Genomic DNA, 20331 nt, shown 5'->3' with positions numbered 1-20331 from the left:
GGACCGGCGACATGGGCGAGCCGGGCGACATCGGCACCCTGCTGCGGATCATGGCGCGCCTGCGCGATCCGCACGACGGCTGCCCGTGGGACCTGCAGCAGGACTTCTCCAGCATCGCGCCGTATACGATCGAGGAAGCCTACGAGGTCGCCGACGCCATCGACCGCAACGACCTGGCCGACCTCAAGGACGAACTCGGCGACCTGCTGCTGCAGGTGGTGTTCCATGCGCAGATGGCCAGCGAGCGGGGCGCGTTCGCCTTCGCCGACGTGGTCGCGGCGATCAGCGGCAAGATGCTGCGCCGGCATCCGCACGTGTTCGGCGACGCGCGCGCCGGCGATGCGGGCGAGGTCGTGGCCAACTGGGAACAGATCAAGCAGCGCGAGCGCGCCGATGCCGGCGATACCGATGGCTCGGCGCTGGCCGGCATCGCCCGCGGCCTGCCCGAGTGGCAGCGGGCGCTGAAGCTGCAGAAGCGCGCCGCGCGCACCGGCTTCGACTGGCCCGACGTCGCGCCGGTGCTGGACAAGCTGCGCGAGGAGATCGGCGAGGTGCAGGCCGAGTTCGAGACCGCCGCGTATTCGGACAACCATGCGCGGCTGGAAGACGAAATCGGCGACCTGCTGTTCGTCTGCGCCAATCTCGCCCGCCATGCCAAGGTGGACCCTGGCAGCGCGCTGCGCCGCGCCAACCTGAAGTTCGAGCGCCGCTTCCGCGCCATGGAAACGCTGGCCGCCGCGCGCGGGCAGGCGATGGCCGCGCTGGACCTGGAACAGCAGGAAGCGCTGTGGCAGGCGGTCAAGCGCGACGAAAAGGACGCGCTGTGATCAGGACGCTGGCGCTGTTCCTGCTGACCGCGCTGGCCGAGATCGTCGGCTGCTACCTGCCGTGGCTGTGGCTGCGCCAGAACGGCAGCGCCTGGCTGCTGCTGCCGGCGGCCGCCAGCCTGGCGCTGTTCGCCTGGCTGCTGACCCTGCACCCGACCGCCAGCGGCCGCGTCTATGCCGCCTATGGCGGCGTCTATGTCTGCGTCGCGCTGTTGTGGTTGTGGCGGGTGGACGGCGTGTCGCCGACCCGCTGGGACCTGCTCGGCGCCGGCCTGTGCCTGCTGGGCATGGGCGTGATCATGGCCGGCCCGCGCGGCGCCGCGGTCTAGGGCGCTATGCTGCGCGCATCGCCCGTCGAGGGATGCGCCATGGCCGGTTTCGGCAGCTTCCGCGAGTTCTATCCGTTCTACCCGCGCGAGCACCGCGACCGCACCTGCCGCCGCCTGCACGTGCTCGGCAGCGGCGCCGCGCTGCTGTGCCTGCTGGCGGCCTTCATGACCGGGCGCTGACAATGGGCGCTGGCGGCGCTGTCCTGCGGCTGCGGCTTCGCCTGGGCGGGGCATCTGTTCTTCGAGAAGAACCCCGCCCGGTCACATTCAGCCATCCGCTGTACTCCTTCGCCGGCGACGGGGTGATGTTCGCCGGCGTGCTGCGCGGCCGGCTGCCGTTCCAGCGCCGGCGGGCTGGCTATACTCGGACGACAGTCATGCGAATCGATTCTCACAAGGAGTGTTCTGATGGGTAGCGGTGCCTTTCTCGCGTTGGTGGTGCTGGTGGCCGGCGCCATCGTCCTGTTCAAGACGGTGCGCATGGTGCCGCAGGGGTATGAATGGACGGTGGAGCGCTTCGGCCGCTACACCAACACCATGTCGCCCGGCCTGCATTTCCTGATCCCGGTGGTCTACGGCGTCGGCCGCAAGGTCAACATGATGGAACAGGTGCTGGACGTGCCCAGCCAGGACGTCATCACCAAGGACAACGCAGTGGTGCGCGTGGACGGGGTGGTGTTCTTCCAGGTGCTGGACGCGGCCAAGGCCGCCTACGAGGTCGCCAACCTGGAGGTGGCGATGATCGCGCTGGTGCAGACCAACATCCGCACCGTGATCGGCTCGATGGACCTGGACGAATCGCTGAGCCAGCGCGAGACCATCAACGCGCAGCTGCTGAGCGTGGTCGACCATGCCACCAACCCGTGGGGGATCAAGGTCAACCGCATCGAGATCCGCGACATCCAGCCGCCGCGCGACCTGGTCGATTCGATGGCGCGGCAGATGAAGGCCGAGCGCGAGAAGCGCGCGCAGATCCTCGAGGCCGAGGGCTCGCGCCAGTCGGAAATCCTGCGCGCCGAAGGCGAGAAGCAGGCCGCGGTGCTGGAAGCCGAGGGCCGCAAGGAAGCCGCGTTCCGCGACGCCGAGGCGCGCGAACGCCTGGCCGAGGCCGAGGCCAAGGCGACGGCGATGGTGTCCGAGGCCATCGCCCAGGGCGACGTGCAGGCGATCAACTATTTCGTCGCGCAGAAATACGTGGAGGCCTTCCGCGAGCTGGCCAGCTCGCCCAACCAGAAGCTGGTGCTGATGCCGATGGAAGCCAGCGGCGTGATCGGTTCCATCGCCGGCGTCGCCGAGCTGGCCCGGGAGGCGTTCGCCAAGCAGGAAGAACGCAAGGCATCGCCGTCGCGCGGCAACCCGCCGCCGCTGGGGCGCTGAGCCATGCGCTGGGAAGTGGTGGCCTGGGCGGCGCTGGCGGTGATCCTGTTCGCCGCCGAGGCGCTGGCGCCGGGCGCCTTCATGCTGTGGATGGGCTTCGCCGCCGCCGCCGTGTTCCTGGTGGTCTGGGCCTACGACGGACTGGCCGTGCTGATGCAGGTGGTGCTGTTCGTGGCGCTCAGCTTCGTCTCGATCCAGATCTACCGCACCTGGTTCCGCAGGCGCGCGCGGCCCAGCGACCAGCCGCTGCTCAACCGCCGTGCCGAGCAACTGGTCGGGCGGGTGGTGGTGCTGGACCAGGCCATCGCCAACGGCACCGGCCGGGCGAAGGTGGACGATGCGTTCTGGGTGGTGGCCGGCCCCGACCTGCCGGCGGGCAGCCACGTGCGGGTGGTCGCCGTGGACGGCATGACGCTGAAGGTGCAGGACGCCTGAGCATCCCGGCGGCGCGGCCACCGCGCCGCCGCGGTTTTGGATGCAACCATCTGGGATAATGGCCGCTTTCCTCCCGTGGAACGGCCATGACCCAGAAGACTCTCCTCAACGAAACCCACCGCTCGCTCGGCGCCAAGATGGTCGACTTCGGGGGCTGGGACATGCCGATCCACTACGGTTCGCAGATCGACGAGCACCACCTGGTGCGCCGCGCCGCCGGCATGTTCGACGTCAGCCACATGACCGTGGTCGACCTGAAGGGTGCGCGCACCCGCGAGTTCCTGCGCCAGCTGCTGGCCAACTCGATCGACAAGCTCAAGGTCGCCGGCAAGGCGCTGTACTCGTGCATGCTCAATGCCGAAGGCGGGGTCATCGACGACCTGATCGTCTACTTCCTGGCCGACGATTTCTTCCGCATGGTGGTCAACGCCTCCACCCGCGAGAAGGACCTGGCGTGGATCCGCCAGCATGCCGCCGCCTTCGGCGTGGAGGTCGTCGAGCGCGAGGACCTGGCCATCGTCGCCGTGCAGGGCCCGCAGGCGCGCGCGCTGGTCGCCGGCCTGGTCGCCGAAGCCGACCGCGCCGCGCTGGACAAACTCGGCCGCTTCGCCGCGCTGGACGTCGCCTCGGTCGACGGCGTGCCGCTGTTCGTCGCGCGCACCGGCTACACCGGCGAGGACGGTTACGAAGTGCTGCTGCCGCAGACGGCGGTGGTCGCGTTCTGGAACGCGCTGCTGGAAGCGGGCGTGAAGCCGGCCGGCCTCGGCGCGCGCGACACGCTGCGCCTGGAAGCGGGCATGAACCTCTACGGCCAGGACATGGACGAAACGGTCAGCCCGTTCGAAGCGGCGCTGGCCTGGACCGTCAGCCTGGACGACCAGCCCGATGGAAAGCCGCGCGGCTTCATCGGCCGCGGCGTGCTGGAAGCGCAGAAGGCCGCCGGCAACGCGCGCCAGATGATCGGCCTGGTGATGGACGAGAAGGGCGTGCTGCGCCATGGGCAGAAGGTGCTCACCGCCAATGGCGAGGGCGAGATCCTGTCCGGCACGTTCTCGCCGACGCTGGGCAAGGCCATCGCCTTCGCCCGCGTGCCGGCCGGCGACATGCCGATGGGCGCGGCGGGCAACGTGCGCGTGGACATCCGCGGCAAGGAAGTGCCCGTGCGCGTGGTGAAGTTCCCGTTCGTGCGCGACGGCCAGCCGCAGCCCGGCATCGACGCCTGATCCGCCCCGCGGTCCGCTAAACTAGCCCCCCATCCCGTCCACCGTTTCTTCCGGAGCAGTTCCATGAGCGAGATCCCTGGCGACCTCAAATTCCTCAAGTCCCACGAATGGGCCCGCGTCGAAGGCAATGGCCGCGTCACCGTCGGCATTTCCGATCACGCGCAGGGTCTGCTGGGCGACCTGGTCTACGTCGAACTGCCCGGCGTGGGCGACACGGTGCAGGCCGGCAACGCCGCCGCCGTGGTCGAGTCGGTGAAGGCCGCCTCCGACGTCTACAGCCCGGTGTCGGGCACTGTGGTCGAAGTCAACGAGGCCCTGGCCGACAAGCCGGAGACCATCAACGAGGACGCCTACGGCGAAGGTTGGCTGTTCGTCGTGGAGATGTCCGAGGCGGACCAGGTGAACGAACTGCTTGGCCCGGACGACTACGCCGAGCTGCTGGAAAACGACGACCACTGATCCGGTCGCACCGGACGAACAGGACGGCCGCCTCGTGCGGCCGTTTCTGTTTCCGGTATCCGGACCGGCGCCACCGCGAAGTCGGTTTCGCGGTCCGGGCAACATCGGCGCCATCGTCTCCGCCGGATGCTTTCGCGAAGCTGGCGCCGGAAGGAGGCGCGCGGTTGCCGCCGGTGGTGTCGGGCGATGGTCGCGCGCGATGCCCGGACGTTCGGCGAAGGGTTGTTCCAGTGCCGCCGCCGTCGCCGTTGGAAGGCCGCGACGACCGCGCAAGGGCGCGAAGTGTTTGCGCAAATTGTTCCGCGCGACGCGGGAAAACGCGATCGCGGCGAACGGAATTCAGTTCCCGGCGGCTTTTTTTTTCACGCCTCCGTTGGCGCATGCCTGTGCTCGCGCCTGCCTGCCCGCCATCGCGCCGTGCGCGCGTGCGGCAAACGAATAGTGCTTTTTTCATGGTGTTTTTCGCATGCGCGTGCATCGCTCGCGCGTTGCGCCTGCCGTTGCCCGGTGCTGCGCGCGGGGCGACGACGGACGTTGCGGACGCGAACGGCGTGAAGCTTTCCGGAAAAAGTTGCGCGCGGGTAGTTGACAGTAAAAAAAACCGTGATTAGGTTTCGCCCAGCAGACCATTGCTGCGGAAGCGAGTGAGCCGGATCAACATTCAGATGCGAAGCACAACCTGGACATCCGCCACGCGCGCGCTGATGGTGGAGCAGGAGCCGCTTCCTTCCGCGAAACACCCCCCGAACAAGACATGGCACCCGTGGCGGGAATCGTTGCGGGTGTTTCTGTATCCGTCACGATGCGTCTGACGCATCGTCGGTCCTCCGCGATACACCGCGGATTTGCTTCAACTGGGCATTTCAATTCCATAGATCACTGACGAGGAGCCATCCAATGGCCACGAAGAAAGCTGCGAAGAAACCGGCCGCCAAGAAGGCGGTGAAGAAGGTCGCCAAGAAAGCTGCCGCCAAGAAGGCGGTGAAGAAGGTGGCAAAGAAGGCCACCGCGAAGAAGGCGGTGAAGAAGGTCGCCAAGAAGGCCACCGCCAAGAAGGCAGTGAAGAAGGTCGCAAAGAAGGCCACCGCCAAGAAGGCGGTGAAGAAGGCGGCGAAGAAGGTCGCCAAGAAGACCACCGCGAAGAAGGCGGTGAAGAAGGTCGCCAAGAAAGCCACCGCCAAGAAGGTGGTGAAGAAGGCGGTCAAGAAGGTCGCCAAGAAGGCCACCGCCAAGAAGGCGGTGAAGAAGACGGCGAAGAAGGCTGCTGCCAAGAAGCCGGCCGCCAAGAAGGTCGCTGCCAAGAAGAAGCCGGCTGCCCGCAAGAAGAAGGCGGCTCCGGTCGCGCTTCCGGCCACCCCGGCGCCGCTGATCTGATCCAGCGCTAAGCTGTACCTGGAACTCCTTCCCCGACTGCCCAGCGGGGAGGGAGTTTTTTTATGCGCGCTCGCCGCCGGCGGTTCTGCCGGTGTGGGTGAGGGTGCTTCGCTGTTCGAGGGATACCGAGCGGGTGGCAAGGGACGGTTGCGAAGGTATTCACCGCCTGCAGGGTGCCGATGCAGGTTGGTGCTGGAGCGGATCGGCTGCGCCTTGATCCCTCAGCTACGGCGGGTGCAGGCAAAGGGCTTCCGTCGTGGCGACACATCCGCCATTTCCTTCCGGAACAGGCGACCGCTCGTCCGGCGCCTGCAGGAAAAACCGCAGGACGGTGTTTTCAAGGCGAAGCCAGGGGACGGGTGGCGTATCCGGGTGCATCATGAAAAACGGCAGGACAACCGTTTTTCACTGCGAAGCCGCCCCGGGGGGCGCGCAGGGAGGTGCGCCATGAAAAAGGCGGCCGAAGCCGCCTTGTCGAAGAATGCCCGGTGCGGTCAGCGCGGGGAGGCGGTGGCGCGATCGGAGGCGACGCCTTTCCTGCCGCGCGGCGCATCGGCCGGCGCATCCTCGGCCATCAGGTTGTCGCTGCCGAAGTCGGTGTCCACGTCCAGCCAGCGCTGCGTCGGCAGCCCGATGGCGCGGTCGAGGATGGTCGGCATCAGTCCGCTGGGAACGCTGCTCTCGCCATTCCACAGGACGGCGATGCCGAGGTCGCGCTCGGGCAGCAGGGCGACCAGGCCGCGATAGCCCTGCACCGCGCCGGCATGGAACACCACGGTGTGGCCGGCGTAGTCGAACACACGCCAGCCCAGCGCGTAGCCGGCCGAGTCCAGCCGCTCGCGGCGCCAGCCCGAGCGCATCTCGCCGGGCGTGTTGACCAACGGCGCGTGCAGCGTCGCCAGCAGCGGCGCGGAGAGCACGTCGGGGCGATGCCCGGTATGCGCCAGCAGCCATTGCGCCATGTCGCTGGCGCTGGCGTTGACGCCGGCGGCGGGAGCGACGCGGTAGTAGGTGGGCTTGGGCGACAGCGACACCCAGCCGTTGCGGCTGCGCACGTGCGGGCGCGCCCAGCGCGGGCTGGCCTGGATGCCGGCCAGGCCGAGGCTGGCGTCGTTCATGCCGAGCGGCTTGAACAGGCGCCGTTCCACCGCCTGCTCGTAGAAACTGCCCGAGGCGGCGTAGACCACGTCGCCGATCAGGCTGAAAGCGACGTTCTGGTAGGCGTAGCAGTCGCCGGGCTCGCATTTGAGCGGTGCATTGGCGAGCTTGCGGGTCAGGGTGTAGTAGTCGGCGTTGGCTTCGATGTCGCGGTCGTAGGCGTTGTACGGCAGGCCGACGCGATGGCTCAGCACGTCGGCCACGGTCAAGCGGCCGGTCGCCTCGGGCGTGGCCAGCTGGAAGCCGGGTACGTAGTCGGTGACCTTGCTGTCCCAGCGCAGCGTGCCGTCGTTGACCAGCAGCCCGGCCATGGTGCCGGCGAAGGCCTTGGACAGCGAGGCGAGGCGGAACACCGTGTGCGCATCGACCGGCTGCGGATTGCCGATGTCGGTGACGCCGTAGCCGCGCGCGGAAAGGACGCGCCCGTTCTGCACGATCGCCATGGCGATGCCGGGCACGCGGTTGCCGTAGGTGAGCTGCTCGGCCATCGATTCGATGGCGGCGACGTTGAAGCCGTCCGGCAGCGCCTGCACCTGGTCCGGGCGCAGCGCGACCCGGTAGGGCATCGGCTGCGTCGGCGACGGCAGCGGCGCGTTCTCCAGGTTCGCCGGTAGGTGCGGGACCGATTCGGCAAGCGCCTGCGGCGCGGTGGGCGTCTGTGCGGTGGATGACAGCGCGAAGGGCATCAATACACCCAGCAATCCCGATGCCACCGGACGGAAATGCCGGCGCCTGTTGTTGTCTTTCATCGTGACCGATGCCTGATAGCTGAGGCTGTCGGCGATTCTAGCGCCGCTTTTCGTGATTGCACAAACAAGAAGAAAATGAATGGGCATCGCGTTGATATTCCTGATTTTTGTCGCTGTGCTCGGGTAATGGCACGCATCGCGTGCCCTGCAGCCGCTGTCACCGGCGACGCGGCATCGCACGGGGAACGGCGCGCCGCATGCAGGTACGGACCTGCGCACACTGGCGATGTTGCAGTGCATCGGATACCTTGCGCGCTTCGTTGCGACGGATACAGGCCGATGCGGTCGGGTCAGGGCAGGGTACAGACGGGGGAGTGGCTGGCGGTCGCGCTGTCCTTCGCCTATTTCTTTTGCGTGCTGGCCGCGTACTACGTGATCCGCCCGTTGCGCGAGCAGTTGGCCGCAGCCGTCGGCTCGACCCAACTGCCGTGGTTCTACGGCGCCACCTTCCTCGGCACCCTGCTGCTGTCGCCGCTGTTCGGCGCGCTGGTCGCGCGCTGGCCGCGCCGGGTGGTCATGCCGGTGGTCTACGTGTTCTTCATCGCCTGCCTGATCGGCTTCGTGCCGCTGTTCGCCTGGCCGGACCTGCTCGCCCCGAAGACGCTGGGCGTGATGTTCTTCGTCTGGGTCAGCGTGTTCAACCTGTTCGTGGTGTCGGTGTTCTGGAGCTTCATGTCCGACATCTGGGACAGCGAGCAGTCGCGGCGCCTGTTCCCGGTCATCGCGGTGGCCGGCACGATAGGCGCCGTCGCCGGGCCGATGCTGACCCGTTCGCTGGTCGGCGTGATCGGCGTGGCGCCGCTGCTGGTGGTGTCGGCGGCGCTGCTGTGCCTGGCGCTGGGCTGCGTGATCGCGCTGGGGCGCTGGGCGCGCCGGCATGGCGCGCGGCGCCACGAGCCGGGGCACGAGGCGGCGGTCGGCGGCGGCATGTTCGATGGCCTGAAGCAGGTGTTCGCCGACCCGTTCATCCGCAACATGTCGATCCTGCTGCTGCTGGCCGACGGCATCGGCACGGTGAACTACGCGCTGGTGACCGACTATTCCGGCGCCACGTTCGCCGATGCGGTGGCGCGCACGCGTTTCGCCGCCAATATCGACCTGGCCGGCAACGTGCTGACCGCCCTCACCCAGCTCACGCTGACCCGCTGGCTGCTGCCGAAGAAAGGGCCGGGCATCGTCATCATGATCTGGGCGCTGGTCAGCGTCTGCGCGCTGGCGCTGGTGCTGTTCGCGCGCGATCCGCACGCGCCGGTGCTGCTGGGCATGCCGGCCGTGGCGATCGCGCTGATCGTCAGCCGCGGCCTGGCCTACGGCATGGCCGAGCCGGCAAGGCACAGCCTGTACACGCGCGTGCCGCGCAACGTGCGCTACAAGGGCCAGAACACGGTGGATACCGCGGTGTGGCGGTTCGGCGACATGTCCATCGCGCTGGGCATGAACTGGCTGCGTCTGCTTGGCGTGGGCGCCGCCGGTTTCGCCGGCGTCAGCGCGGCCGCGGCGGTGATCGCGGCCAGCATCGGCTGGCGCCTGTCGCGCCGACCCGAAGGCGTGTCCGCGCCGGAAGCGCCACCTTCCCGTTGATGCTGGCGCAGGACGCGCGCGGATCGACGGCGCGCCTCAGGCCAGCCACAACGGCACGGCATACAGCGCTGTTCCAAGTGCGAACAATGCGCTCAACAGGTGCACGCGCCAGTCGTCGATGCGCAGGAATACGAACTGCTCCACGCCGCGTCCCAGCCAAAACAGCGCCATGAATCCCAGCAGCGCCCGCCCCAGCGGCGTGGCGGGCAGGTCGCGGGCGAAGGCCAGCGACACCGCGCCCATGCCCAGGAACACGTAGACCAGGCGCAGGTTGAGGATCTGCAGGATCGCGCGGTTGGCCAGGCTGTTGCGGGCGAGATCGCGTTTCCAGTCGAACAGCTTCCAGAAGGCCAGATGGAATGCGGCGAAGCCCAAGCTGTGCAGGCCGCCCAGGCGTATCAGCAGTTCGGCGGTGTCCATGGCTCAGCCGTGCTTGCGGCGCGGCGGCACCCGCATCGCGATGTGGGCGACGAACACCTCCGCGATTGCGGCATCGCTGATGCCGGCCCGCACCGGCAGTTCGTAACCGGTTGTGGCGCTGGTGATGGAGCGTTCCGAAGCGTGGACCCTCAGCCCGGCGCTCGGTTCGGCGAGATTGCATGGCGCGATTGCTTGCACGAGTTGCATTGGCTGGTTCCTGGGGTGTGTTGACGCGCTGGTTGCGTTCCCTGCGGGGAGCGAGCTTGCTCACGAACGAGCATTTGCCGGTCAGGCCTGCTTCCATGAAGAACAACCGTTCTTGACCGATTACAACAGGGCGTGCGTCGACGCGTCAGGTTCCATTGGCGTCTCCTTGCCTGCCTGGCGCGGCGAACTAGGGCGCCTTGAAGTACACCACGCGCGCGAACAGCCGGCGGCCGCAGGGCCGGTGCGACAGGCGCCGGTAGAGCGGGCGCAACAGGGCGGTCATGCCTTCCCCGCGAAAGAAAACGGCGGGCATGCGCCCGCCGTTTCCGGTTGCCGATGGTTGCTCTGACTCAGGCCACCTGCGAAGGCCGCTGGCCTTCGTGGTCGTAGTACGAAGCCGCGCGCAGCTCGTGCGGTTCGAAGTCGTCCACGGTGATCGTGTCCAGGGTGATCGCGCGCAGTTCCTCCAGCAGGGTGCGCTCGTCCTGGGTGATGACGCCCTCGGCCACCGCCTCGTCCAGCTGCGCCGGGAAGGTGAGCGCCTCGATGCCCTTGGTCTTGAGCGCCTTGAGGAACTTGCGCTCCACCGGCTCGGCCATGACCGCCTTGGTCAGGTAGCTGGCGATGCGGCCGCCCGGATTGTTCTCGCAGGGCGTCAGGAACACGCCCTGGGCCAGACGGTCGCGGGCTTCGTTGGGCGACATCAGGGTGGCGGCGACGCGGCGGCTCAGGCGGTCGCCGGGAGCCTCGGCGCGGCGGCCGAACGGGAAGATCAGCGCCCACATCAGCCAGCCGATCGGACGGATCGGGAAGTTGCGCAGCGCCGCCGACAGCGACTCCTCGATGCGGTGCACGCTGTCGTGGAAGGCCCAGGCCAGCAGCGGCTGGTCGGCGCTCGGCGCGCCCTCGTCGTGGTAGCGCTTGAGCATCGCGCTGGTCATGTAGATATGGCTGAGCACGTCACCCAGGCGGCCGGACAGCGATTCCTTGAACTTGAGCTTGCCGCCCAGGGTCATCATCGAGATGTCGGCCATCAGTGCCAGGTTGGCCGAGTAGCGGTCGAGCTTGCGGAAGTAGCGGCGGGTGTAGGCATCGCCCGGCGCGGCGCCGAAGCGCGCGCCGGTCAGGCCGAACCAGAACGACCGCACGGCGTTGGAGATGCCGAAGCGCACGTGGCCGAACAGCGCCTGGTCGAACTCGCGCAGGCCGGCGGTGCGGTCCTCGTCCTGCGCCGCCTTCATTTCCTTGAGCACCCACGGATGGCACAGGATCGCGCCCTGGCCGAAGATCAGCAGGCTGCGGGTCATGATGTTGGCGCCTTCGACTGTGATGGCGATCGGCGCGGCCTGCCAGCTGCGGCCGGCGAAGTTGCGCGGGCCCAGGATGATGCCCTTGCCGCCGATGATGTCCATCATGTCGCTGATGCACTCGCGGCTCATGTTGGTGCAGTGGTACTTGGCGATGGCCGACGGCACCGACGGCACGTCGCCGCGGTCCACCGCCGCGGCCGTGGCCTGCGACAGCGCGCTGATCTTGTAGGCCTTGCCACCGATGCGGGCCAGCGCTTCCTCCACGCCCTCGAAGCGGCCGACCGACAGGCCGAACTGCTTGCGGATGCGCGCGTAGGCGCCGGTGACGATCGCACCGGCCTTGGCGCCGCCGGAAGCGGTGGACGGCAGCGTGATCGAACGGCCGACGGCCAGGCATTCGTTGAGCATGTTCCAGCCCAGGCCGCGCTTCTCCGGGCCGCCGATGATCTGGCTCAGCGGGATGAACACGTCCTTGCCGCGGATCGGGCCGTTCTGGAACGGCGAGTTCAGCGGGAAGTGGCGGCGGCCGATCTCCACGCCGGCGGTGTCGCGCGGCAGCAGCGCCAGGGTGATGCCGATGTCCTTGGTGTCGCCGAGCAGGCCGTCCGGGTCGTACATACGGAAGGCCATGCCGATCAGCGTGGCCACCGGCGCCAGGGTGATGTAGCGCTTGTCGAAGGTCAGCTTCAGGCCCAGCACTTCCTCGCCGTTCCAGGTGCCCCTGCAGACGATGCCGAAGTCGGGAATGGAGGTGGCGTCGGAACCGGCGAACGGACCGGTCAGGCCGAAGCAGGGCACTTCGATGCCTTCGGCCAGGCGCGGCAGGTAGTAGTCCTTCTGCTCCTGCGTGCCGTAGTGGTTGAGCAGCTCACCCGGGCCGAGCGAATTGGGCACGCCGACGGTGGAGCTGACCACGCTGGAGATCGAGGCCAGCTTCTGGATCACCTTGTGGTGCGCCAGCGCGGAGAAACCCAGGCCGCCGTACTGCTTGGGAATGATCATCCCGAAGAACCGATTCTTCTTGATGAAGGCCCACAGCTCCGGCGGCAGGTCGGCGTGGACGTGGGTGATTTCCCAGTCGTTGACCATGCGGCACAGTTCCTCGACCGGACCGTCGAGGAAGGCCTGCTCCTCGGCGGTGAGCTGCGGCTTGGGATAGTTCAGCAGCTTCTGCCAGTCCGGGTCGCCGGTGAACAGTTCGCCCTCGAAGCCGACCGAGCCGGTCTCCAGCGCGATGCGCTCGGTCTTGGACAGCGGCGGCAACACCTTGCGGAACACGCCCATGAACGGCGAAGTGATCAGCGGCTTGCGCAGGAACGGCAGCAGCACCAGCGCGCTGACCACGGCGAGGATCGCCGCGGCGACGATGACCGCGGTCTGGTTGACGCCGGCGAACCAGCAGATGCCCAGCAGCACCGCGCCGATCACCGTCCAGGTGAGCAGCCGCATGCGGTGGTAGGCAACGAAGGCGCCTGCCAGCAGCAGGGCCAGGAAGGGAACGACAATACTCATGGACTTGCTCCGGTAACGTGCTCGGTACGGGCGGACGCTGCGGCGGAAGCCGGGGGGAGTGCGTCCAGATAGTTCAACACGGCGGCGGTAAACGCGTCGTTGTCATCGCCTGCCACCATATGCGTGGCGTCGGGCAGATGCACGTGCTTCGCATGCGGCACCAGCGCCAGGAATTCGGCCACGGTCTGCGGGGTGACCAGGTCGCTGCGGCCGCCGCTGACCAGCAGCACCGGGCATTCGACGCGGCGCGCGGCCTCGGCGATGGCGTCCTGGTGCTGTTCGCTGTCGCGCGCCAGCTCTTCCACCAGCCGCGGATCCCAGTGCCAGTTCCAGCGGCCCTCGGCGGTGGGACGCAGCAGGGCGCGCAGCGCCTCCTCGCTCTTGCGCGGGCGGTGCGGCAGGTAGGCGGCGATGCTGTCGGCGGCGTCTTCCAGCGAGGCGAAGCCTTCCGGATGCGCGCTCATGAAGGCGAGGATGCGCTCGACCCCACGCGTTTCCCAGCGCGGCGTGATGTCCACCAGCACCATCGCCGCGAACAGCCCGGGCCAGCGCGCCTCGGCCATCAGCCCGAACAACCCGCCCATCGACGCGGCGACCAGCACCGGCGGCCGCGGCAGCTCGCCGGCAACGACGATCAGGTCGTCGGTGAACTGTTCGCCGTGATACGGCAGCCCGGCCGGATTCCAGTCCGAGCCGCCATGGCCGCGCGCATCGAAGGCCAGCGTGGCGTGGCCGGCGGCATGCAGCGCCGCGGCGGTCGCCGTCCATGCGCCGCGGGTCTGGCCGAAACCGTGCGCGAACAGGATCGGCGGCTTGCTGCCGGTGGTTTTCGAGGCGGCCAGCCCGATGCCGTGGGCACCGTCCAGCCGGATGTCTTGCACGTGCATGCGGGAGCCATGGAGATGAAACCGTACCCGATGGTATGGATTGGTTACGACCCCTGTCAATACTGATGGGTATGGATCGACTGCCCTTTACTCCCACAGGGCGCAGGCCATGGCGCCGGTCGTGCGTCGGCGACTGTGTGGGCATACTGCAACCAGTCCCCGGCGTATGGTTAAATCAGCGGATGAACGAATCTTCAGCTTCTCCGGCGCAACCCCGCGGTACACGCAACAGCCGCCTCAGCGCGGACGACTGGGCCCAGGCGGCCTTGGACCTGATCGCGGAGCAGGGCGTCGGCGCCGTCGCGGTGGAGCCGCTGGCCCGCCGGCTGGGCGTCACCAAGGGCAGCTTCTACTGGCATTTCCCGTCCCGCGACGCCCTGTTGCAGGCCGCGCTGGAGCGCTGGGAACTGGTCGAGCAGCAGCAGGTGTTCGGCAGTCTGGAGGAAGTGCCCGATCCGCGTACCCGCCTGCGCGCGCTGTTCCAGCTCGTCGCGCACGAGGTGACCCCGCACGTCATCTACAGCGAACTGCTCAAGGCGCTGGACAACCCGCTGGTGCGCCCGGTGATCGACCGCGTCTCGCAGCGCCGCCTGGACTACCTGATGGCCTCGTTCCGCCAGGCCGGCCTGAGCTCCACCGACGCCCGCCACCGCGCGCGCCTGGCCTACGCCGCCTATGTCGGCTTCCTGCAGCTTTCCCTGCAGCTGCAGCAGCCGAAGCAGGCCCGCGAGGAATTCGAGTCCTACGTCGAGCATGTGATCGAGACGTTGATTCCCAATTAATCCAGCGGGAGAACGTCGAACGCGATGCTGATCCGCTTGCTGCGGCCGCGGTACGGCGTTGTGTGGTGCAGAAAGAAGGACGGGAACAGCAGGATCTGGCCGGTCCGGGGGGCATGGCTGAAATCGTGCCGCGGCGGGTCGAACCGGAGTTCGTCCGGAGCGTGGCCGAACACAAGCTGGCCCTCGCCATCGGCACCATCGCCGCTGTCCAGGTAATAGACGCCGCTCAGCCATCCGGCAGGATGTATGTGGGAACGTTGGTGCCCGCCTTCGCCATGCAGCACCGTTGCCCAGACCTGCAGTTTCCAGCCAGCGGGGCGTCCGCGGTGCCAAGGGTGCTCGGGGAGAGCGGAGTCGAGATGGATGCGGAAGGCTTCCGCTACCCGCTGCTGCAGGAGGTCGGACAGCTGCGCGAAGGATGGGGTTGCCAGGTCGAGCAGGGTGGTTTGCTGCCCGCCGGCGGTGGATTTGCCTATGGGTTCCCAACGCAGGCCTTGATGGGAAAGGACCGCTGTCCGTAGCGAGGCGCGATCCACGAGGTCCGCGTCGTCGGTTTCGATGACGAGATTCCTGTGCATGAGGCCTTGCGCTGCTGCGGCATCTCCCAGGGCGCTGTCGGCCAGATAGAGGCCCGTCAAGGCCCACTGATCCCGCCTGGAGCGATCCACCACCTTCTGATAGCACTCTCGCGCGCGCTTGAAATCGCCTGTGGCCAGCAGGGTCAAGGCATAGTCGGTCTGGATAGCGTTGTCTGTGGGGTTTCTCCCCGCCAGTTCCGCGAGCAGTTGCAGGGCCATGCCGCTGTTTCCCATGCCGCGATGCGCATTGGCCAGGCTGCGCAGCACCTGGGCGTTGCCGGGCTTGAAACGCAGGTAATGGCTCAGCAGGTTGACGGCCTGGGGATATTCGTTGCGGCGGAGATGGATGATTCCGCAGTTGCCTACGGCGTCCAGATCACCAGGGGTGAGCTGGACGACACGCTTGAAATCCTCCAGCGCGGCGTCGAGCATGTCCAGTTGGGCCTGCGCGGCAGCCCGCTTCCGCAGGTAGTCGAGGTTGGACGGGCTGATCCGGAGGGCTGCGTCAAGGTCCGCAAGGGCGGCGAAACTCCGTCCGTCAGCTAGCAGCGACAAGGCCCGCAGGAAGTGCAGGTGGGGGTTGTCCGGCGTGGTGTCCAGCGCCCGGGAAATGATCGCCGCGGCCTCCTGGAAGCGGGCATTGCCATAGAGGATCCCCGCATATTCTTCATGCACGGGCAGGTGGTGGTGGAGGCAGGCCTCGTAGCCGGCGATGGCGCGCTCAAGCTGTCCTTCATGGAGATGCCGGCGTGCGCTGGCAAGCAGATCGGCAGGCGTCATGGAGTGGCCTCCTCGCGGAGGAGCCCGCGGCAAAGAGCCTCGATCTCCCTTGCCGTCCTGCGCGGATCCAGCAGTTCGTCGCGCTTCGGCGAGGCGAGCAGGGCTTGCCTGGCCTGCGCAAGTCCATCCTTCCGGTTGATGATCGCGATGGCCTTTTCGATGTAGTCGGCCGGTGAGTCCGCGATGAAGTCCGGTAGCTCCAGGAAGCGGTTGATGCTTGCGGAAAGGCGCGATACCGGGCTCGTCCCCGTACTGCAAAGCACAGGAAGGCCCGCCGCCAGCGCGTCGATTGCCGTGGCCCCGGCGCTGTAGTCGAAGGCATCGAGCATCAGGTCGCAACACCGCATCCGCGCCAGATTGGAGGCCCGGTCGATGTTGTCGAGGAAGATCAGGCGGCTTCCATCGCCGCCGCAGACCTGCCAATGCGTGGTCAAGCCCTCGCGCGCATGGTCCGGCGCGTAGATGGCCAGGTGGGTGTCGGGACAGGCGCTCAGGATGGCTGCCCATGCCGAGATCAGGTCAGCGCTCAGTTTGTAGGTGTTGTTGAAGCTGGCCAGCACGGGGCCAACCTCCGGAAGGCCGAAGTCGGCGCGGGTAGCCGGAGCGATGGTCGCCGGCCCGGTGCCAGGCAGCAAAGGGGAAGGCAGCCGGACGACATGGTCGGAAAACAGCCAGTCTTCATCTTCAGGCTGGACGACATCGTCGAAGACGAGCGCATCCAGCCAGGGCGCCTCATGGGGGCTTATGAAACCAAGCCAACCCAGTTGGATGCCGGCGGGACGGAGCGCAAGGATGGAGGGGCGGGAACCTTTGGTGTAGCCGCCGAGATCGAACAGGACATCGACGTCCTGGGCGGCGATCAGCGCGGCCGCCTCGGTATCGGAGAGCCCGCCGAGCGGGAAGAACGCCTCGATACCATGCTCGACGATCGGCGTCGCCGCTTGCGGCGCGGTGGCAAGGGAGAAGGCCGAGATCCTGAAGCCATCACGGTCATGGGCCCGGAGCAGGCCCTGGATCAGATGACCCACGGCGTGGTTGCCGAAGTCCGCCGACAGGTAGCCGATGTGGATCCGTTCGCCGCTGCGGCGAAGTGCGCTGTTGGTAGGCCTGATCCGTGCACGGTGTTGAGCCGCATAGTGGGCCAGCGCCTTCCGGTAGGTTGCCGGGGCCAGCTGCTGATAGCAGAGATGGAACGGTTCGGGCCTGTCGCCGTCGGCCAGTGGCTGCTCGAGCAGAAGGCCAAGCTTTCTCCTGAGCGCGTCGCGGGCAGGGAAATCGCAGGTCAACGAAAGCACATGCAGCAGGCGCGCATGGGCGTGGAGGTGTGCGGGTATCGCCTGGACGGCATGCTCGTAATACCGACGAGCAAGCGCCATATCCCCCAGCGACTCGGCGCATTGCGCGATGTTCAGTGCTTCTTGCGGCTTGCTCCGCAAGACGTGCTGGTACTCGGCGATGGCTTCCCTGTACCGCCCCTGCCGCTGTAGGCATTCGCCGAGGAAGTGGTGGGCTTCGGCCATCCCGGGCGCCAGGTGCAGGCACCGCCGCAAGGACGCCTCCGCCGTTTCGATGGCGCCGGTGGCCACGAGAAGGCTGCCATGAAGCAGCCAGCCCAAGGGATCGCCAGGTGTCGCGGCGATGGCCACGCCCGCGCTTGCCAGCGCATCGCCAGGCAAGCCGCTGTCGCGCTCGCACAGCGCCCTGGGAACCAGGGACGAGGGATGGGCGGGATGTTGAAGGGGTATGCGCGCGAACTGCACGAGCGCATCCGACAGACGCCTGGATTGCATGAGAAGCACTCCCAGGTCCCTGAGCAGGGCGCCATCCTCCGGCGCGCGTTGCAGCGCGGCTCGGTAAGCGGCTTCGGCGTCGGCCAGCCGTCCTGCCTGGTGCAGCCTGCGTGCGAGGTCGCCTTCATTCATGGTGCGCGACCAGCGTCCAGCCCATTGTGGTCCCGTCCTGCCGCAGCTCCCCTGTCTGCACCTTCATGCCTGTGGCCTGCAGCTTTCCGGCGAGGGCCTGCAGCTGACCTTGGTCATAGGCGGCCTTCTGCATGTCCTCCAGGCGCCTTCGCTCGTGCCGGAGATGGGTCTCCGCCCGGTCGAGCATGTCCAGCGTTGTGGTGGGCGAGCGGGCCAACTGAGCCAGTGCACCGTGCAGTAGTGCGTAGGCTTTTTCAACGATGGGGGCGTGCGTGCCGGACGACAGTTCCTGCATCAGGAGGCTCGCCGAACTGTTGAACTTGGTCCGTGCCTGCTCGGCGCCGTTCGGATGGGATCGCAATGCCGTCGCGAGCTGCCGCGCCTTGCCGAAGATATCCAGATCCGCGAACAGTAGATCCAGGCCCTGCAGTTGGCGGGCCGTCATGCGGGAGATTTCGGAATCCTCGCTGTGCAGCACCATGGCGATGCGCCCGGATACGGGGTCCAGGATGCGCAGCGTCTCAGCGAGCGCCGGTTGCATGGGGGCGTATTCGAAGGCGTACTGCGACGTGACCAGATCGGTGCTGCCATCGCCGAACGGCAACGAGCTCATCTGGCAGCCCGCATGGAAGCAGATACCGTCGTAGTCGTACTTTTCGCCGCCCATTACCTTGGCCGGGTCGATCCGGGCGCTGTCGATCCCGTGCAGGATGAGCCCGGGGGTGGTCGTCTTGGCGAGCAGGAGAAGCGCCCCGTTGCCGGTGCCCAAATCCACTACCTGTTGCCCAGGGTGCAGCATCTGGAAGCGGGATTTCCAGAACTCCCGTATCTGCCCGTCGTAGTTGCCCTGGATCGCGGAGTTGCACGAGTGCAGGACGCCGGCCTGCCAAAGTGCCGTCCAATGGAGGTCGGAAGGACTAGTCGAAGTCATGGGGCTGAAGATGTGTTGGCATGGGCTTGGTCGTGGCGGCGCAGGAAGTCCGCGGCAGCATCGCCCACCCTTCGCGCCAGGCCCAGGCCATCGGCGTTGAGAGGGCGTCGCACCTGCGATTCGCTGAACGTGGCGGTGCTTTGTGTCTTTTTCCAGAAATCGAGAATGCGCGGTTCCCAGTCCAGGCCAAGCTGCCCCAGCAGCGTCTCCAGGGTTGGTTCGGGAGAGGACACCAGATCCTCGAAGTCGACCGTCGCCATGCGGCCGGGATGCAGCCGGGCGACATGCCGGGCGTGGTCGGAAACGAACGCATGATAGCGGGCGATGTCATCGGCCGAGGTGGCGTATGTGCAGCCGAAATCAAAATCGCGCAGATGGATGGAGACGGCGCAATCGTGCGTTTCCCGGCGGATGTGGATGATCCTGGCCGTGGGGAAACAGGCAAGAATGAAGCCGCAATGCTCGATGTTGGAGGGAAGTTTGTCCACGCTCATGGTGCCGTCAGGGCAGAGATCGGCGGTCGCCGCCCTGTACCACCTGTTGGCGAAATCGACGAAGGCCGCTGAAAGCGGCGTGGCGCTCTCGCCGACCGTGCGCATGGCCAGCGACGGCACGAGGTTCTGTTCGCCGACATTGCCCATGGCGCTGTGGGCGCCGAGCAAGGAGCTGAGCAGCGTCGTGCCGCTGCGCGGCATGCCGACGATGAAGACCATTCCTGGCTTCGCGAGGGCGCGTGGTCGGGGACAGGACTGGGCGAGTTGCAGGTCGTTGCGCAGGCGTTGTTGCACCTGGTCGGCCCGCCAGTGGGGCAGGCGTTTCCTTTTCAGCTGCTGGGCGGCGCTTGCCAGAGCGAAGGCCTGTTGCGGATCTGTCTGGAGCAGACAGGCGGACAAGGCGAACTGGAGCTTTTCCGCGCTGTAGGCATCGGGAACGCGCGCGAGCAGGTCGCGCAGCCGATCCGCCAGCGCATGCGGAGACAGATGGGGAGCATCGAACTCGGCGTATTTCTGCCATGCGTCGACGTCCATCGGATGGTCCCGGATCCGTCGCAGATAGAGATCCCTTGCCTTGTCCCTGGCTCCCGATACCTGCGCGACCTGCGCCGCCAGCAGCAGGTGTTGGTCGCTCAAGGTGCCGGTCTGCAGTGCGTCATCGAACCAGTTCCAGACCGGCTGCGGGCGATTGCCCAGGAGCATCGCCTGGAGCCAGTGGTGCTGCGTTTCGCTGGAATGCGGCGCCAGTCGATGAAGTTGGTCGAGCGCGCGCAGGCGCGCATAGGGGTCGTTCGCAATCCGCGGGTGCGGCAGCGCGGCGGCAAGGGCCACCGCATCGTCCGACTGCAACAACGCCTCGAGGCCTGGATCAGGGTGCGGATGCCATGGGCTTTCCATGTCGGACAGGTTCCCTGCATGTTCCGGAAGAATCAAGGAGTCGCTCACGTATTCCAAAAAAAGGCGACCCGCATTACGCGGGTCGCCTCGATCCCTCAA

19 protein-coding genes and 1 pseudogene are annotated in these 20331 nt (G+C 67.2%); 11 read left to right on the top strand and 9 right to left on the bottom strand.

Annotation, left to right across the window (positions count from 1 at the left end; translation table 11 throughout):
- Positions 1-11 precede the first annotated feature (11 nt).
- The 9 genes and pseudogenes from mazG (at position 12) to CQ393_RS07150 (ending at position 6024) form a co-directional block, all read left to right on the top strand.
- Positions 12-827 (top strand): nucleoside triphosphate pyrophosphohydrolase, encoded by an 816-nt coding sequence (gene mazG, locus CQ393_RS07190; RefSeq protein WP_153190972.1) that lies wholly within the window; start codon positions 12-14, stop codon positions 825-827.
- Positions 827-1156: a YnfA family protein gene (locus CQ393_RS07185; RefSeq protein WP_343199818.1), complete on the top strand. Its 330-nt coding sequence runs from the start codon at positions 827-829 to the stop codon at positions 1154-1156. The genes mazG and CQ393_RS07185 overlap by 1 nt, the downstream gene beginning before the upstream one ends.
- A gap of 39 nt (positions 1157-1195) precedes the next feature.
- A pseudogene (locus CQ393_RS07180) lies at positions 1196-1497 on the top strand (DUF962 domain-containing protein); the annotation flags it as partial.
- Positions 1498-1564: 67 nt separating this feature from the next.
- Positions 1565-2533, top strand: coding sequence for an SPFH domain-containing protein (locus CQ393_RS07175; protein ID WP_153190880.1), 969 nt, complete (start codon positions 1565-1567; stop codon positions 2531-2533).
- A 3-nt stretch (positions 2534-2536) separates the two neighbouring features.
- Entirely contained in the window at positions 2537-2968 is a 432-nt protein-coding gene (locus CQ393_RS07170; protein ID WP_153190879.1) for an NfeD family protein, read from the top strand.
- A gap of 86 nt (positions 2969-3054) precedes the next feature.
- Positions 3055-4191 carry a glycine cleavage system aminomethyltransferase GcvT gene (gcvT, locus tag CQ393_RS07165; protein WP_153190878.1) on the top strand — a complete coding sequence of 379 codons (1137 nt, stop codon included), beginning with the start codon at positions 3055-3057 and terminating at the stop codon, positions 4189-4191.
- Between the two features lie 63 nt (positions 4192-4254).
- Positions 4255-4650, top strand: coding sequence for a glycine cleavage system protein GcvH (gene gcvH, locus CQ393_RS07160; RefSeq protein WP_153190877.1), 396 nt, complete (start codon positions 4255-4257; stop codon positions 4648-4650).
- A gap of 186 nt (positions 4651-4836) precedes the next feature.
- Positions 4837-5205 carry a hypothetical protein gene (locus tag CQ393_RS07155; protein ID WP_153190876.1) on the top strand — a complete coding sequence of 123 codons (369 nt, stop codon included), beginning with the start codon at positions 4837-4839 and terminating at the stop codon, positions 5203-5205.
- A 342-nt stretch (positions 5206-5547) separates the two neighbouring features.
- A complete protein-coding gene (locus CQ393_RS07150) occupies positions 5548-6024 on the top strand; it encodes a histidine biosynthesis protein HisIE (protein WP_153190875.1) in 477 nt (158 codons plus the stop codon).
- 494 nt (positions 6025-6518) lie between these two features.
- Here CQ393_RS07150 and CQ393_RS07145 read toward each other — a convergent pair whose 3' ends face one another.
- A complete protein-coding gene (locus CQ393_RS07145) occupies positions 6519-7931 on the bottom strand; it encodes a serine hydrolase domain-containing protein (protein WP_153190874.1) in 1413 nt (470 codons plus the stop codon).
- 279 nt (positions 7932-8210) lie between these two features.
- Between CQ393_RS07145 and CQ393_RS07140 the strand changes: the two genes are divergently transcribed.
- Positions 8211-9512 carry an MFS transporter gene (locus tag CQ393_RS07140; RefSeq protein WP_153190873.1) on the top strand — a complete coding sequence of 434 codons (1302 nt, stop codon included), beginning with the start codon at positions 8211-8213 and terminating at the stop codon, positions 9510-9512.
- A 36-nt stretch (positions 9513-9548) separates the two neighbouring features.
- On the opposite strand, the gene CQ393_RS07135 is transcribed toward CQ393_RS07140, so the two are convergent.
- The 4 genes from CQ393_RS07135 to CQ393_RS07120 all read right to left on the bottom strand — a co-directional run bounded on the left by CQ393_RS07135 (position 9549) and on the right by CQ393_RS07120 (position 13848).
- Complete coding sequence (locus CQ393_RS07135; RefSeq protein ID WP_153190872.1) at positions 9549-9932, bottom strand: hypothetical protein; 384 nt, start codon at positions 9930-9932, stop codon at positions 9549-9551.
- 3 nt (positions 9933-9935) lie between these two features.
- Positions 9936-10139, bottom strand: coding sequence for a hypothetical protein (locus tag CQ393_RS07130; RefSeq protein WP_153190871.1), 204 nt, complete (start codon positions 10137-10139; stop codon positions 9936-9938).
- Positions 10140-10489: 350 nt separating this feature from the next.
- A complete protein-coding gene (locus CQ393_RS07125; RefSeq protein WP_153190870.1) occupies positions 10490-12961 on the bottom strand; it encodes an acyl-CoA dehydrogenase in 2472 nt (823 codons plus the stop codon).
- Entirely contained in the window at positions 12958-13848 is an 891-nt protein-coding gene (locus CQ393_RS07120; RefSeq protein WP_153190869.1) for an alpha/beta hydrolase, read from the bottom strand. Before CQ393_RS07120 ends, CQ393_RS07125 begins: the two co-directional genes overlap by 4 nt.
- 182 nt (positions 13849-14030) lie before the next feature.
- On the opposite strand from CQ393_RS07120, the gene CQ393_RS07115 reads away from it, so the two are divergent.
- Positions 14031-14630, top strand: coding sequence for a TetR/AcrR family transcriptional regulator (locus tag CQ393_RS07115; RefSeq protein WP_153190868.1), 600 nt, complete (start codon positions 14031-14033; stop codon positions 14628-14630).
- Here the strand turns inward: CQ393_RS07115 and CQ393_RS07110 are convergent.
- From CQ393_RS07110 to CQ393_RS18430, 4 genes are read right to left on the bottom strand one after another with little or no spacing between them, the layout of a single operon-like run.
- The gene (locus tag CQ393_RS07110; RefSeq protein WP_153190867.1) at positions 14627-15988 is read right to left on the bottom strand and encodes a putative 2OG-Fe(II) oxygenase; all 1362 of its coding nucleotides are present in this window, start codon (positions 15986-15988) and stop codon (positions 14627-14629) included. The two genes, CQ393_RS07115 and CQ393_RS07110, sit on opposite strands and share 4 nt — an antisense overlap.
- On the bottom strand, positions 15985-17910 hold the full coding sequence (locus CQ393_RS07105) for a glycosyltransferase family 41 protein (protein WP_153190866.1): 1926 nt from the start codon (positions 17908-17910) through the stop codon (positions 15985-15987). The genes CQ393_RS07110 and CQ393_RS07105 overlap by 4 nt, the downstream gene beginning before the upstream one ends.
- Positions 17903-18841 carry a methyltransferase domain-containing protein gene (locus CQ393_RS07100; RefSeq protein ID WP_153190865.1) on the bottom strand — a complete coding sequence of 313 codons (939 nt, stop codon included), beginning with the start codon at positions 18839-18841 and terminating at the stop codon, positions 17903-17905. Before CQ393_RS07100 ends, CQ393_RS07105 begins: the two co-directional genes overlap by 8 nt.
- Positions 18838-20280, bottom strand: a complete 1443-nt coding sequence (locus CQ393_RS18430) for a sulfotransferase (RefSeq protein ID WP_153190864.1) — start codon at positions 20278-20280, stop codon at positions 18838-18840. Before CQ393_RS18430 ends, CQ393_RS07100 begins: the two co-directional genes overlap by 4 nt.
- Positions 20281-20331 lie beyond the last annotated feature (51 nt).

The organism is Stenotrophomonas sp. MYb238 (assembly GCF_009496535.1).
In the GTDB taxonomy this organism is placed as follows: domain Bacteria; phylum Pseudomonadota; class Gammaproteobacteria; order Xanthomonadales; family Xanthomonadaceae; genus Stenotrophomonas.
Note: the sequence above shows the minus strand (reverse complement) of the source record. Positions and strands in the feature narration are given on the sequence as shown.